The 12,447-nt window shown below is 58.0% G+C and carries 19 protein-coding genes; 16 read left to right on the top strand and 3 right to left on the bottom strand.

Annotated elements, in window-relative coordinates; genetic code table 11:
* Window positions 1-264 precede the first annotated feature (264 nt).
* Window positions 265-528 carry a hypothetical protein gene (locus MO767_RS22600; RefSeq protein WP_282482307.1) on the bottom strand — a complete coding sequence of 88 codons (264 nt, stop codon included), beginning with the start codon at window positions 526-528 and terminating at the stop codon, window positions 265-267.
* A gap of 79 nt (window positions 529-607) precedes the next feature.
* On the opposite strand from MO767_RS22600, the gene MO767_RS22595 reads away from it, so the two are divergent.
* The 14 genes from MO767_RS22595 to MO767_RS22530 all read left to right on the top strand — a co-directional run bounded on the left by MO767_RS22595 (window position 608) and on the right by MO767_RS22530 (window position 8,063).
* Window positions 608-1,339 (top strand): S24 family peptidase, encoded by a 732-nt coding sequence (locus tag MO767_RS22595; protein WP_282482343.1) that lies wholly within the window; start codon window positions 608-610, stop codon window positions 1,337-1,339.
* A 110-nt stretch (window positions 1,340-1,449) separates the two neighbouring features.
* On the top strand, window positions 1,450-1,626 hold the full coding sequence (locus MO767_RS22590) for a hypothetical protein (RefSeq protein WP_282482306.1): 177 nt from the start codon (window positions 1,450-1,452) through the stop codon (window positions 1,624-1,626).
* The gene (locus tag MO767_RS22585; protein WP_282482305.1) at window positions 1,623-2,207 is read left to right on the top strand and encodes a hypothetical protein; all 585 of its coding nucleotides are present in this window, start codon (window positions 1,623-1,625) and stop codon (window positions 2,205-2,207) included. Before MO767_RS22590 ends, MO767_RS22585 begins: the two co-directional genes overlap by 4 nt.
* Window positions 2,208-2,217: 10 nt before the next feature.
* Window positions 2,218-2,499 (top strand): phage antirepressor KilAC domain-containing protein, encoded by a 282-nt coding sequence (locus tag MO767_RS22580; RefSeq protein WP_282482304.1) that lies wholly within the window; start codon window positions 2,218-2,220, stop codon window positions 2,497-2,499.
* 158 nt (window positions 2,500-2,657) lie between these two features.
* Window positions 2,658-2,996, top strand: coding sequence for a pyocin activator PrtN family protein (locus tag MO767_RS22575; protein ID WP_282482303.1), 339 nt, complete (start codon window positions 2,658-2,660; stop codon window positions 2,994-2,996).
* Complete coding sequence (locus MO767_RS22570; RefSeq protein ID WP_282482302.1) at window positions 2,980-3,177, top strand: hypothetical protein; 198 nt, start codon at window positions 2,980-2,982, stop codon at window positions 3,175-3,177. The genes MO767_RS22575 and MO767_RS22570 overlap by 17 nt, the downstream gene beginning before the upstream one ends.
* A gap of 54 nt (window positions 3,178-3,231) precedes the next feature.
* Complete coding sequence (locus tag MO767_RS22565) at window positions 3,232-3,651, top strand: hypothetical protein (protein ID WP_282482301.1); 420 nt, start codon at window positions 3,232-3,234, stop codon at window positions 3,649-3,651.
* A complete protein-coding gene (locus tag MO767_RS22560; protein WP_282482300.1) occupies window positions 3,648-3,869 on the top strand; it encodes a hypothetical protein in 222 nt (73 codons plus the stop codon). Before MO767_RS22565 ends, MO767_RS22560 begins: the two co-directional genes overlap by 4 nt.
* On the top strand, window positions 3,869-4,411 hold the full coding sequence (locus MO767_RS22555; protein WP_282482299.1) for a phosphohydrolase: 543 nt from the start codon (window positions 3,869-3,871) through the stop codon (window positions 4,409-4,411). Before MO767_RS22560 ends, MO767_RS22555 begins: the two co-directional genes overlap by 1 nt.
* Window positions 4,408-4,731: a hypothetical protein gene (locus tag MO767_RS22550; RefSeq protein ID WP_282482298.1), complete on the top strand. Its 324-nt coding sequence runs from the start codon at window positions 4,408-4,410 to the stop codon at window positions 4,729-4,731. Before MO767_RS22555 ends, MO767_RS22550 begins: the two co-directional genes overlap by 4 nt.
* Window positions 4,728-6,473 carry a DNA cytosine methyltransferase gene (locus MO767_RS22545; protein WP_282482297.1) on the top strand — a complete coding sequence of 582 codons (1,746 nt, stop codon included), beginning with the start codon at window positions 4,728-4,730 and terminating at the stop codon, window positions 6,471-6,473. Before MO767_RS22550 ends, MO767_RS22545 begins: the two co-directional genes overlap by 4 nt.
* Window positions 6,470-6,643, top strand: a complete 174-nt coding sequence (locus MO767_RS22540) for a hypothetical protein (RefSeq protein ID WP_282482296.1) — start codon at window positions 6,470-6,472, stop codon at window positions 6,641-6,643. The genes MO767_RS22545 and MO767_RS22540 overlap by 4 nt, the downstream gene beginning before the upstream one ends.
* Window positions 6,640-6,837, top strand: coding sequence for a hypothetical protein (locus MO767_RS22535; RefSeq protein WP_056856218.1), 198 nt, complete (start codon window positions 6,640-6,642; stop codon window positions 6,835-6,837). The genes MO767_RS22540 and MO767_RS22535 overlap by 4 nt, the downstream gene beginning before the upstream one ends.
* Window positions 6,804-8,063 (top strand): site-specific integrase, encoded by a 1,260-nt coding sequence (locus tag MO767_RS22530; protein ID WP_282482295.1) that lies wholly within the window; start codon window positions 6,804-6,806, stop codon window positions 8,061-8,063. The genes MO767_RS22535 and MO767_RS22530 overlap by 34 nt, the downstream gene beginning before the upstream one ends.
* A 62-nt stretch (window positions 8,064-8,125) precedes the next feature.
* Here the strand turns inward: MO767_RS22530 and MO767_RS22525 are convergent, their stop codons facing one another.
* Together MO767_RS22525 and MO767_RS22520 are read right to left on the bottom strand one after the other, a co-directional pair.
* Window positions 8,126-8,647 (bottom strand): hypothetical protein, encoded by a 522-nt coding sequence (locus MO767_RS22525; protein WP_282482294.1) that lies wholly within the window; start codon window positions 8,645-8,647, stop codon window positions 8,126-8,128.
* The gene (locus tag MO767_RS22520; RefSeq protein ID WP_282482293.1) at window positions 8,605-8,907 is read right to left on the bottom strand and encodes a DUF1778 domain-containing protein; all 303 of its coding nucleotides are present in this window, start codon (window positions 8,905-8,907) and stop codon (window positions 8,605-8,607) included. Before MO767_RS22520 ends, MO767_RS22525 begins: the two co-directional genes overlap by 43 nt.
* A 458-nt stretch (window positions 8,908-9,365) precedes the next feature.
* Between MO767_RS22520 and mutS the strand changes: the two genes are divergently transcribed.
* Window positions 9,366-11,933, top strand: a complete 2,568-nt coding sequence (gene mutS / locus MO767_RS22515; protein ID WP_282482342.1) for a DNA mismatch repair protein MutS — start codon at window positions 9,366-9,368, stop codon at window positions 11,931-11,933.
* A gap of 142 nt (window positions 11,934-12,075) precedes the next feature.
* On the top strand, window positions 12,076-12,399 hold the full coding sequence (fdxA, locus tag MO767_RS22510) for a ferredoxin FdxA (RefSeq protein ID WP_008154011.1): 324 nt from the start codon (window positions 12,076-12,078) through the stop codon (window positions 12,397-12,399).
* The last annotated feature ends 48 nt before the right edge of the window (window positions 12,400-12,447 follow it).

Genomic DNA, 12,447 nt, shown 5'->3' with positions numbered 1-12,447 from the left:
GGCTTGAAAGGGCCCAAACGCCGGCTAGATCCTCAAGATCGAAACCGGCACCGTGCCGAGGCAAATGATCCGTCGTTTACCTCTGGCGCAACAGCTGCTCTATCTGTGGTGGAGAAGGCAGCAACCCAAGGCATCCGTGCCTTGGCAGCGCGGTAAAGGGAGGCGGTTTAGCATGTGGTGTGCCCGCCTACCTATATCGCGACCCGACAGCACTGTGGTGGTGTGTGCCGGGAGGAACTGGGCGGCCCTTGGGTCGCCTTTTTTCTAAATGAGTTTTGGTTTATGTGGTGCTGCCGCCTCTAGCAACCAAGACGATTTGAACGGGTTTCCGTTCTGCCCTGCTGCCATAGCTAGACGCTGTGCGTAGTTGGTTTCACCGGTGTAGTCCGTACGAGGCAAACACCCAGCTAAGCGCCATTTGTTCAATGCTTGATAGCTTCTTCCACAAGCCTTTGCAGCAGCACCGATACCTCCAACAGCTTCGAAAGCGAACGCAATAGCGTTCGGAAAATCAGCGGGCTGCAACATGGCAACCTCCATTTATCAACTCGGAGTTGATATTATAGATCAACTGACTTTTGCGCAAGAACCGTGTAACTCTCAACCCATGGTTGATAAAAACGAATTGCGCGCAGCTTTCAGCAAGCGCTTACATGAAGCTCTCGACGACGCCGGCGTTCGCAGCCGAGGCCGTGGCGTGGACATCCACAAACAATTGAAGTTTGTCGGCGTCGTCAAAACGACCCAAGCCATAAGCAAATGGCTGAACGGCGAAGCTATTGCTGAAGCCGATAGCATGACCGCGCTTTGCTCATGGCTGAAAGTGCGCCGCGAATGGTTGGAATATGGCGTACTCCCCAAGGAACAAGAAGGTACAGGCAACGTACACCAGCTTCGGGTAGGGGATCAGAGTAATGTCAGTGGAATGCTTGAGCGCTTCGGGAAGGTGCCATTGATTTCATGGGTGCAAGCAGGGGCTTGGAACGAGGCCATCTCAAATTTTGAGCCGTATCATGCGGACAGCTGGCTATCCTGCCCAGTGCCCATAAGTGATCACGGCTATGCGTTGAAGGTTTTAGGCGACTCAATGACAAATCCAGGCCCTGGGCGAAGCTACCCTGCGGGCTGCATTATTTTTGTCGATCCCGAAGTCGAAACTCATACTGGAGACAGAGTTATCGCCCGGGTCCCTAGAACGAACGAGGTAACATTTAAGGTCTTGGTGGCCGACGCGGGCCGCCAATATTTGAGACCGATCAATCCGCAATATCCGATCATAGACATAACAGAAGAAACTCACATTTGCGGAAAAGTCGTAGGAGCGTTCATGCCGGAATAAAAGCGCGCCCCCCATAAGCCCGCAAACCCGGTAAATCAATCGACAGTTGACACAAATCAACCAGTAGTTGATATTTGCCTCACTCTCCCACCACAGAGCGAGGCAACACCATGCACACCACAGCATCCCTGCACGTCCACCCGACCGTCGCTGACCTGAACCGCGTCTTCGAGGTGCGGCAATTGGCCCGCGACTTCGGCTGCGTCTTCTTCCCCAGCAAACCCAAGCCGAAAGCCCGCACCATCCCCATCCCCTTCGATCCAAACGACGGGGGCCGGGCAGCATGAGCAAGTTCAAACTCGACAACCGCACCCTGACCTTGCTCAGCGCCCAGGTGAACCTGAGCGAAACCTTCAACCACACCCTGCGCTCGACGCCACAACGCGTGGCGCTGCCATTCCGGTTGAAGGTTGAGCGTAACCAGACGGACAGCACATTCACCGTTGAGCTGAGTAGCGAACGCCACACGCTGACCCTACCCCACGGCAAGAAAACCCACCTCAAGCTGGCCGACTTCATCGAAGAGATCGCCAACGGCCCAATCGACCCGACAGCCGAACTGCTCCCGCAACTGCATGCCGAACGCCAATACGGCGTTTTCAGCACCCAGCAGCGAGAGCAGGTTTTCGGTCTGGTTTGTCTTGGCGGCTTTCTCGACCTGGACCTGGGTTTCGAGCTGCCCATCCGCCTAGCAGTGCACCGCACTCGGACCCGCACAGGCGTCACTGTCGTCATGAGCATCGGCGTCAAGAGTCCACGCACCAAGTGCTTCACCGTGTGCGGCACAGACACTGAGATGTACGGAGAGGTCTGCGAGTCCATCACCCACCTGGCTGCGTTGGCGACACCCGCCGCGCACGCAGCATAAGGAGGCAGACATGGAGCGCAACCTCGAAAAAACCGCCAAATATTTCGGCATCACCCGCCCTGCTCTGATCAAGTTGATGCGTGACAAAGGCCTGCTCGTCGGCAACCTGCCCGCATTCCCGGTTCGCGACCGCGAGTATCTACGCGTCAAAGACAGTAGCTGGTACCACGGCGAGTTGGGCATGCAGTACAGCCAGTCAACACGGGTTCGTCAGGCCGGCATCCGCTGGCTAGCCGATCAGCTTGGTCTGGACCTTCCTGCCATCCCGGCAGACCACCGTGACGTGGCCTAGGCAATACGCCCGCCAGATCATCGCTATGCGGACACGAGAGGTGCGCAACGCCGCGCTTCTCGAAGTGCCCGAGCATCTGCGGGAACTGACCAAACGTCACTGCCTGAACGCCTGGAACCATCCCTCAAGATCAAAGAGCAAGGAGGCCCTGCAAGCCAATGAGTAGCTCGAGCCAACCACCACTGCGACTTCAACCGGCCCCGGATTCGGCCACCGTCGAGATGCTTCACCAAATTTTTGGCGACGTGCTTATCCCCCTTGAGGAGCTGCGCGAGCGTTACTTCAGAAACCTCAGCGAGAAGACGTTCTCGGAAGCGATCAACAGCGGACGGATTCAACTCCCGGTGACCACGATTGACCACAGCGTGAAGGCGTTGAGGTATGCCCATATCAGGCATGTAGCCGCATTGATCGACATCCGCGCCTATCAGGCAGACGAAGACATGCCACGACCACCAACCGACAGCAAGGCCCAGCGAAATGTCACTTCGCAATGAATGCAGGAATTGCCAGACACCTCTATCAGCCGAAGAAACACCCAACCGACTGTGCGACGAGTGTTGCTACCTGGCCGTCGACTATCGCCGTTACGACGACTTGCGGGAAGAAGGGCGCATGCCCTACCAGGCGAAACTGATGTGCGGGTTAGCCGATCCACCCGATCCTGACGACGAATAAACAACCACCAAACGGCTGCCACCACCAGCCAAACAAATCAACGGAGCACACCACATGACTGCTATTCAAATCTGCGCACTGATTGTCCTCACTTTGCTCGTCAGCCTCACCTATTGGGCGGGCTATCGAGGCGGCCTGATCGATGGCCGCATTGAAGGTATCGACGAAGGCAAGGCCATTCAGCAATCAGATAATTCAGGGACTATCCAGGACCTGAAGCAATCGCTTGATCAGGCCCAAGCCCACCGAAAACAACTGTATTCCCACTACGAGCGCGCATTGGCCGCCTCAAAACTGGGGGAACCAGCACGCCAAACCCTACTGGAAATCGCGGAAAAACTACGAATCGCCGCTGAGACATTCAGCGCATTCCGTACCGGCAAAAAACTCGAACGTGATTCACTCGCTCTCCGCGATCGAGCGCTCACCATCGCGGACCTTTTAAAGCCGGTAGCGCTGGAGGATGCGGCATGAGTCGGATCACTCCCATGCTTCGCCTGACCCCACAGGCTGCCGGCGAGCTGCACCGCCAATGCACCAAAGCCACCACAGAACTGAGCGAGATGACTCGCTATCGCAAAGAGTTCGACCGCCAGCTAAAGAAACTGATCGGCTACGAGGCCTTGCGCAAACTGCACAATGGCACTGGCAACGCTTTGCTGCTGGTTGACCTGGTCAAGGAGGCTGCGTGATGAGCCAGATCCTAACCGCAACCGGCAAAAGCTTCGACCTCTACCAGCCCGACCCAGATCGCATCGACCCTAGGGATATTTCCCATGCGCTGGCACATCTGTGCCGCTTCAATGGCCACACCCGCGAATTCTACAGCGTGGCCCAACACAGTGTTCTCGTCGCCGAACTGGTGCCCGAAGAACACAAGCTCGCCGCCTTGCTCCATGACGCGACCGAGGCCTACATCGGCGACATGGTGCGGCCACTCAAGCAGTGGATGCATGCCTATCAGGACGTAGAAGACTGGCTCTGGACATGCGTCTGCGCACGCTTCGGCCTCGACACCGAACTGCCCGCAGACGTGCGCCATGCCGACCTGATAGCGCTCGCCACCGAGCGACGTGACCTCATGCCAACCGATCCGGCCATCTGGGATTGCTTGGTCGGCATTGAACCCATGGTTGAAATCATCCGCCCATGGTCGGCCACCGAAGCCCGGCTCACCTACCACCAGCGCCTGATGGATCAACTGGCTATCGAACACCGGAGGAAAGCGGCATGAAGCAATCACAGGACAACATGCAGGTGCAGGCCGCTTTGCTCCGCAACGACAGCAGGATCGACACGCCCGTAAAAAACAGTCTCTGCTGCGTAGCAGTAGGCATTACTGCTTCTGTCAGAGCCACCGCCGAGGAGCTTATACCCCACGAAAAGCTGCGCGAGGCAGCCACACCTGATGCAACGCTAATCGCTCAGGATCGCCCGCCCGCGCAGCCTGTCTTGGGGTATACGCACCCTTCGAGTGGCGCGAACGCACTGCCTGTGACACAGGATGGCCGGGCGATTGGGATGCCCGCCTGCGCGCAGGAGGCTTCGGCATGACCGCCTTCAATCAAACGCCAATCCACACCGCCGTTATCACCCAGTTCGGACTGGACCTCGCCGGCGAGATTCGCGTCGACCTGTTCGCAGGCGGTGGCGGCGCGACCATGGGCCAGGAAATGGCAACGGGTAAGGCCGTTGATATCGCGATCAACCACAATCCCAAAGCTATCAGTATGCACAAGCGCAACCACCCAGGCGCCGAGCACTACATCACTGATGTCTACGAGGTCTGCCCGCGCAAGGCCACGCGCAACCGCCCGGTCGCGCATCTGCATGCCAGCCCCGAATGCACCCACCACAGCCTTGCGGCCGGGGGCCAGGCACGCAGCAGCACCAGCCGCTCGTTGTCGTGGGTCATCATCAAATGGGCGGGCCAGGTCAAGCCGCGCATGATCACCATGGAAAACGTCTGGCAGATCCTGCAGTGGGGACCGCTGATTGCCAAACGCTGCAAAGTGACTGGCCGGGTGGTCCGCCGTGATGGCAGCGTGGCAGCTCCAGGCGAGCGCGTTCCCGTGCAGGATCAGTACCTGGTGCCTGATCCGAAGCGCAAGGGCCGGACCTGGCGCCGTTTCGTGCAGATCCTTAAAGGCTTGGGCTACGACCTGATGCACGGGAAACTCAAGGCCTGCGACTTCGGCGCCGCAACCACCCGCGAACGGCTTTACATGATCGCTCGATGCGACGGCAAGCCACTGCGCTGGCCGGAACCGACCCACTTTAAGAACCCAGCGAAAGGCCAAAAGGGATGGCAAACCGCCGCCAGTTGCATCGACTGGTCGATCCCCTGTCCAAGCATTTTCCTCAGCAAAGAAGAAGGCCGCGCTGCAGGCGTCCGACGCCCTCTGGTGAACAAAACCATGGAACGTGTCCGCAAGGGAGCGCGCCGCTACGTGGTCGAACATGCAGACCCCTTCATCGTCAGCGTCAACCACTCAGGCAATGACCTGGCTCGCTGCCAATCCGTGCAGGATCCAACCAAGACCATCACAGGCGCGCACGGCTTCGCACTGGTAACACCGCAACTGGCGCCCTTCCTCACCGAACACGCCAACGCGACCACCCAGCGCACCATGTCCGCCGACGCTCCGTTGGGCACTATCTGCGCCCAGGTCAAGGGCGGGCATTTCGCCGTGGCCGTGGCCTACATCGCGCAGCACAACGGAGGCTTCAACGAAACACCTGGCCATCACCCAAAACAGCCTCTGACAGCCATTACCACAACCGGCAGCCAGCAACAGTTGGTGACCGCCAATCTACTCACCCTGCGCAAAAACTGTGTGGGCAGCGCGATGGACGAGCCGGTATCAACCATCTGTGCCGGCGCCGAGCACCATGCGCTAATCGAGTACGCACTGGCACCCGAGGCCGAGGAAGGCGCACTGCGCGTGGCCGCGTTCCTGATGGGCTACTACGGCTCCGACAACATCTACGACCTGCGCGACCCAGCCGCCACCATTACAACGCGGGATCGGCTGGCCCTGGTCACCGTGGTGATCAAGGGTACGCCGTATGTGATCGTCGACATCGGCATGCGCATGCTGACACCTCGTGAGCTATACCGCGCCCAAGGCTTCCCCGACAACTACGTCATCGATTACGGCCACGACGGCGCCAAGTTCAACAAGAAGGACCAGGTGCTGATGGTCGGCAACTCGGTGTCCCCCTGGCCGATGATGGCCCTGATCAGCGCTAACGCAGATCGGGATGAAGACGAATTGCTGGAGGTGGCGGCATGACAACCCTTCGCCGAACAGTCCGGCTACGCCACGGGCAAATGGCGGCCCTCGACCTGAACACCATCTGCGAGAAATGCGCCAAGTCGCGGGCACATGGCAACCACGATAAATGCAGCAAGCAGCGCCAAGCCGAAGGCATCGCGCGTCGTGCACGGGAGCAACAGCAATGAGCCTTCCACGCTGGGTAATGATCAATCGCGCATCCGAACTGACTGGCTACAGCGAAGACGCCATACGCCACAAAGTGAAGAACGGGACATGGGCACAGGGCCGCATCTGGCGAAAAACACCAGACGGCCGCATCGCAATCAACATGACGGAGTACGACAAGTGGGCCGAGAGCGCACCGCAGGAAGCGGCCTAGAAGCCGAGCTGGCCAAACACAAAGGGATTGAGGTACACGGCGGCAACATTCGCGTCGTGTTCATGTGGCGCCGAGTGCGCTGCCGCGAATCCCTCGGCCTGCCGGTAACCAAAGCCAACATCAAACATGCAGCCCTACTCAGGGCGGCAATCATTCATGAGATCAAAACCGGGCACTTCGATTACACACGCCACTTTCCCAACTCGAAGAACGCGATCAACTACAGCAACGTAAAGGACGAACGCCTGGCCGCGCTGATGGCTCGCTACAAACCACTGAAGGCCGTCGATATCACCCCGATGACCGAAGAGAAATACGGTTACGCACTGGATATCTGCACCGAACTCTTGGGGCCAGACCGATTGGCAGGCATTCTTTTACCCGAAGACATCCAACTGCTCAGAACGCAATTGATCGCGACCCGGGCACCTTCAACTGCAAATCACTATCTGGCTACTTTCTCCGGCTTCCTGGCCTGGTGCGAGAACAACAGCTACTGCCGCAAAGGCCTATCCAACGCCTGCATTCGATTCGCGATGATCGGCCGCGAACCGGATCCGCTTACAAAGGGTGAGTTCGAACAACTGCTCACCAAAGGATGCCTGCACCTGCAGGACTCAGCGGCGATCACCCTCGCGGTTTACACAGGGCTTCGCCCTGGCGAGATGTGCGCGCTGGCTATCGAAGACATCGACCTGGTCGCGGGACAGATAAACATCACCCGGGCAATCACAGCAGATGGCACATTCAAAGTCCCCAAGACTGGAAAGCCTCGAGCCGTACTGCTGATGCCGCCAGCTGTGGACGCCTGCAAAATTCTGATGGGATTGGTGGCCGACCACGCACCGCGTGAGATCGAGGTGTACATGAACCGACACGAAAGCCGCGTCGAATCAGTCACCCCGCTGCTGTCCCCAACAACGCAAGCCCGGAAGAAAATCATCAACCACTGGTTTATCCCCACGTCGTGGAACACAAAGTGGGCAGCCATACAAAAGCGTTCAGGGATTCGCCCGCGCCGACCGTACCAGACTCGGCACACCTACGCCTGCTGGTGCCTGACTGCCCGTGGCAACCTTGCATTCATTGCAAAGCAAATGGGCCATAAGGACTTCACCATGCTGGTCGAGGTATACGCCAAGTGGATGGATGACGAGTCGCCAAGCGAGCTAGTTCACATCTGGCGAGGCATTCAAAAAGCAGGTCTAAAAACAGCACACAAGTAGGCCGCTGTTCAGAATAGGAAGGGAAATAAAACCCCCGCCGGCGAACCGGCGGTTAGGGTCTGCTATCGCAAGGAAAGCATCATTGTCAGCGGGGATAAATCTGGGCAGCGTTGAAAACCCGCATGTTTCGCATAGAATTCCGCGAGTTTATCGTCAAGTGGATGAACCAGCACAGCCGAAGTACCGACCGAATCTGATGCGATCATGCACCGACTGATTGCGTTCTTCAGGAGGTCTACGGCGAAACCGTGCCCCTGCGCAATCATGGTCACCCCCATACGTCCAAGGATAGTAGCTGGGTGCGCGCTAGGCGAATTCCGCTGATAGCTTTTGGGCGTAACGTGTTGCCGAGCAATCGATCCATTTGACAATGTGTAGTAACCAGCAACGCGATTGGTTCCCGCGAAGCAGCTTACATAAACGACCGCTTGCTTGCGGTCTTGCGCTTTCCGAGCGTCCTTATGAAGGTAGTCATTGATAGACGACTCTCCACAGTCAAACTCAGTGAAATCATGGAACTTGGTAAGCTTTTCGGGCTTGCTCAGCTCCACCGGTCGGGTCTGGACATCAATTTCTGTAGGCACTTGTTATTCCTTATTGAGTTGGCATCGAGTGCCTGCTCAAAGCGGTCAAATGCTTCGTCACTGAGAATGAACAACTGCCGTTCCATGATTACATCTTCGGCCCGTTTGCAAGCAGCATCCAAAATAAAGCTGGTTCGATCTGTTCCCAACAACTCCACTGCCGCATCGATCAGGCTTCGTTTTTTTGTATCAACCCGCATATTTATAGGTACGGGCTTCTCGCGTTCTATTACTTGAGCGTTCATTACTTGAGCGTTCATTACTTTTACCCCAGTTCTTGCATTGTCTATTTCTGCCTCTGATCTACCTCCTTACTGGGATCTTCGCCCACGGACACTGCGATAATTTTTCAGCATTTTGTATTCCTCGCATCTCGGGCCCTCGTATAGGGCCACGCATCTTGGTTAGGTGCTCGCATGGCACCCACAAATCAATATACCACGACGTATAGCTAACGTATAGCTGTGTATGAAAATGACTTACCGCTCACATCAGTTACAAACAGGTCCCCCAGCTGTAAAAACCTTGCCCTGCTGGCATACGACCACCCGTGGTAACCTTGCACTCACTACAATGCCCATAGGCAGTGAGGACTTCATCGCGCAAGCTTGTTAACTGACTCAAAAAACAGTCGACCGGCAAATAACGCAACCCACGAAGCCCCATTTTTGCCCCACACTTTCGAACGCTCACTCCTAAACTACTGATGAATAAAGCAATTTCAGATTTATCCAGCCACACGCCAATGATGCAGCAGTACTGGCGCCTGAAAAACCAGCACCCTGACCAGCTGATGTTCTACCGCATGGGCGACTTCTACGAGATCTTCTATGAAGACGCGAAGAAGGCCGCCAAATTGCTGGACATCACCCTGACCGCCCGTGGGCAGTCGGCCGGTCAGGCGATTCCGATGTGTGGGATTCCTTACCACGCCGCGGAAGGTTACCTGGCGAAACTGGTCAAGCTCGGCGAGTCGGTGGTGATCTGTGAGCAGGTCGGCGACCCGGCGACCAGCAAAGGGCCGGTGGACCGTCAGGTGGTGCGCATCATTACGCCGGGTACGGTCAGTGATGAAGCGTTGCTGGATGAGCGTCGGGACAACCTGATCGCGGCAGTGCTGGGTGATGAGCGTCTGTTCGGTCTGGCGGTGCTGGATATCACAAGTGGCAACTTCAGCGTGCTGGAGATCAAGGGCTGGGAAAACCTGCTGGCGGAACTGGAACGCGTCAATCCGGTAGAGCTGATGATCCCGGATGATTGGCCGAAGGATCTGCCGGCGGAGAAACGTCGTGGGGTTCGTCGCCGTGCGCCGTGGGATTTCGAGCGTGACTCGGCACTGAAAAGTCTTTGCCAGCAATTTTCTACCCAAGACCTGAAAGGCTTCGGTTGCGAGAACCTGACCCTGGCCATCGGCGCCGCCGGTTGCCTGCTCAGCTACGCCAAGGAAACCCAGCGCACTGCCCTGCCCCATTTGCGCAGCCTGCGCCATGAACGCCTGGACGACACCGTGGTGCTGGACGGCGCGAGTCGTCGCAACCTGGAACTGGACACCAACCTGTCCGGCGGTCGCGACAACACGTTGCAATCGGTGGTCGACCGCTGCCAGACCGCCATGGGCAGCCGCCTGCTGACCCGCTGGCTGAACCGTCCGCTGCGGGATCTGACCGTATTGCTGGCGCGCCAGACCTCGATCACCTGCCTGCTCGACGGTTACCGCTTCGAGAAACTGCAACCGCAGCTCAAGGAAATCGGCGATATCGAGCGAATCCTGGCGCGGATCGGCCTGCGCAATGCCCGCCCTCGCGACCTGGCTCGCCTGCGCGATGCGCTCGGTGCATTGCCTGAGTTGCAAGTGGCGATGACTGAGCTGGAAGCCCCGCACATCATCCAACTGGCGAAGATCACCAGCACCTACCCGGAGCTGGCGGCCCTGCTGGAAAAAGCCATCATCGACAACCCACCGGCCGTCATCCGTGACGGCGGCGTGTTGAAAACCGGTTACGACGCCGAGTTGGACGATTTGCAATCGCTCAGCGAAAACGCCGGGCAATTCCTGATCGACCTCGAAGCCCGCGAGAAGGCCCGTACCGGTCTGTCGCACCTGAAAGTCGGTTACAACCGCATTCATGGCTACTTCATTGAGTTGCCAAGCAAGCAGGCTGAGTCGGCGCCGGCAGACTATATCCGTCGCCAGACGTTGAAAGGTGCCGAGCGCTTCATTACGCCGGAGCTGAAGGCGTTCGAAGACAAGGCGTTGTCAGCGAAGAGCCGCGCCCTGGCGCGTGAGAAGATGCTTTACGAAGCACTGCTCGAAGATTTGATCGCCCAGTTGCCACCGTTGCAGGACACGGCCGCGGCACTGGCCGAGCTGGACGTGCTGAGCAACCTTGCCGAACGTGCGCTGAACCTCGATCTGAACTGCCCGCGCTTCGTCAGTGAGCCGTGCATGCGCATCAGTCAGGGTCGTCACCCGGTGGTCGAGCAAGTGCTCACCACGCCGTTCGTGGCCAACGACCTGAGCCTCGACGACAACACCCGAATGCTGGTGATCACCGGTCCGAATATGGGCGGTAAATCCACCTACATGCGCCAGACCGCTCTGATCGTGCTGCTGGCACACATCGGCAGCTTCGTGCCAGCGGCCAGTTGCGAGTTGTCTCTGGTGGACCGGATCTTTACCCGGATCGGTTCCAGCGATGACCTGGCCGGCGGGCGCTCGACCTTCATGGTCGAAATGAGCGAAACCGCGAACATTCTGCACAACGCCACCGAGCGCAGCCTGGTGCTGATGGACGAAGTCGGTCGCGGCACCAGCACCTTTGACGGTTTGTCCCTGGCGTGGGCTGCCGCCGAGCGCCTGGCGCATCTGCGAGCTTACACGCTGTTCGCCACCCACTACTTCGAGCTGACGGTGCTACCGGAGGCGCAACCGCTGGTGGCCAACGTTCACCTTAATGCCACCGAGCACAACGAACGCATCGTGTTCCTGCACCACGTGCTGCCAGGGCCTGCCAGCCAGAGCTACGGCCTCGCGGTTGCACAGTTGGCCGGTGTGCCGAGCGAAGTGATCGTGCGCGCTCGCGAACACCTGGGCCGGCTGGAAGCGACCGCCCTGCCTCATGAAGTTCCCAAGACTGCCAAAGGCAAACCGGCCGCGCCGCAGCAGAGCGACATGTTCGCCAGCCTGCCGCATCCGGTGCTGGATGATCTGGCCAAACTTGATCTGGACGACATGACACCGCGTCGCGCGCTCGAAATGCTCTATACACTAAAGACACGGATCTAACGCACTTGCCTGCAAGCTGTTAGAATCTCGCGCGGTTTGGGATGCTGCTGGCTTATAGCCTGACCAGCAGACTATCGCTCCCAAACCTGGCGACCCCAACGTGAAGGGGCTCCGCTGCCGCCGCCTGAGGAGAAAATTAGAAATGACCTTCGTCGTCACCGACAACTGCATCAAGTGCAAGTACACCGACTGCGTAGAAGTCTGTCCGGTGGACTGCTTTTACGAAGGCCCGAACTTCCTGGTGATTCACCCGGATGAGTGCATTGACTGCGCATTGTGCGAACCAGAATGCCCTGCCGTGGCCATCTTCTCCGAAGATGAAGTCCCGGAAGACATGCAGCAATTCATTCAGCTGAACGTTGAGCTGGCGGAAATCTGGCCCAACATCACCGAGAAGAAAGAATCGTTGCCCGACGCCGAAGAGTGGGATGGCGTCAAAGGCAAGATCAAAGACCTCGAACGCTGATTATTTCCGCGCTCTCGAAAAGGCCCCTCGCGGGCCTTTTTGCTTTTC

It is taken from the genome of Pseudomonas sp. UYIF39 (assembly GCF_029963765.1).
In the GTDB taxonomy this organism is placed as follows: domain Bacteria; phylum Pseudomonadota; class Gammaproteobacteria; order Pseudomonadales; family Pseudomonadaceae; genus Aquipseudomonas.
This window is presented reverse-complemented; position numbering and strand designations above follow the sequence as displayed.

Bases quoted from the DNA above. Each gene is read 5' to 3' on its own strand.
- MO767_RS22600 (WP_282482307.1), bottom strand. From the start codon at position 528: ATGTTGCAGCCCGCTGATTTTCCGAACGCTATTGCGTTCGCTTTCGAA.
- MO767_RS22595 (WP_282482343.1), top strand. From the start codon at position 608: ATGGTTGATAAAAACGAATTGCGCGCAGCTTTCAGCAAGCGCTTACAT.
- MO767_RS22590 (WP_282482306.1), top strand. From the start codon at position 1,450: ATGCACACCACAGCATCCCTGCACGTCCACCCGACCGTCGCTGACCTG.
- MO767_RS22585 (WP_282482305.1), top strand. From the start codon at position 1,623: ATGAGCAAGTTCAAACTCGACAACCGCACCCTGACCTTGCTCAGCGCC.
- MO767_RS22580 (WP_282482304.1), top strand. From the start codon at position 2,218: ATGGAGCGCAACCTCGAAAAAACCGCCAAATATTTCGGCATCACCCGC.
- MO767_RS22575 (WP_282482303.1), top strand. From the start codon at position 2,658: ATGAGTAGCTCGAGCCAACCACCACTGCGACTTCAACCGGCCCCGGAT.
- MO767_RS22570 (WP_282482302.1), top strand. From the start codon at position 2,980: ATGTCACTTCGCAATGAATGCAGGAATTGCCAGACACCTCTATCAGCC.
- MO767_RS22565 (WP_282482301.1), top strand. From the start codon at position 3,232: ATGACTGCTATTCAAATCTGCGCACTGATTGTCCTCACTTTGCTCGTC.
- MO767_RS22560 (WP_282482300.1), top strand. From the start codon at position 3,648: ATGAGTCGGATCACTCCCATGCTTCGCCTGACCCCACAGGCTGCCGGC.
- MO767_RS22555 (WP_282482299.1), top strand. From the start codon at position 3,869: ATGAGCCAGATCCTAACCGCAACCGGCAAAAGCTTCGACCTCTACCAG.
- MO767_RS22550 (WP_282482298.1), top strand. From the start codon at position 4,408: ATGAAGCAATCACAGGACAACATGCAGGTGCAGGCCGCTTTGCTCCGC.
- MO767_RS22545 (WP_282482297.1), top strand. From the start codon at position 4,728: ATGACCGCCTTCAATCAAACGCCAATCCACACCGCCGTTATCACCCAG.
- MO767_RS22540 (WP_282482296.1), top strand. From the start codon at position 6,470: ATGACAACCCTTCGCCGAACAGTCCGGCTACGCCACGGGCAAATGGCG.
- MO767_RS22535 (WP_056856218.1), top strand. From the start codon at position 6,640: ATGAGCCTTCCACGCTGGGTAATGATCAATCGCGCATCCGAACTGACT.
- MO767_RS22520 (WP_282482293.1), bottom strand. From the start codon at position 8,907: ATGAACGCTCAAGTAATGAACGCTCAAGTAATAGAACGCGAGAAGCCC.
- fdxA (WP_008154011.1), top strand. From the start codon at position 12,076: ATGACCTTCGTCGTCACCGACAACTGCATCAAGTGCAAGTACACCGAC.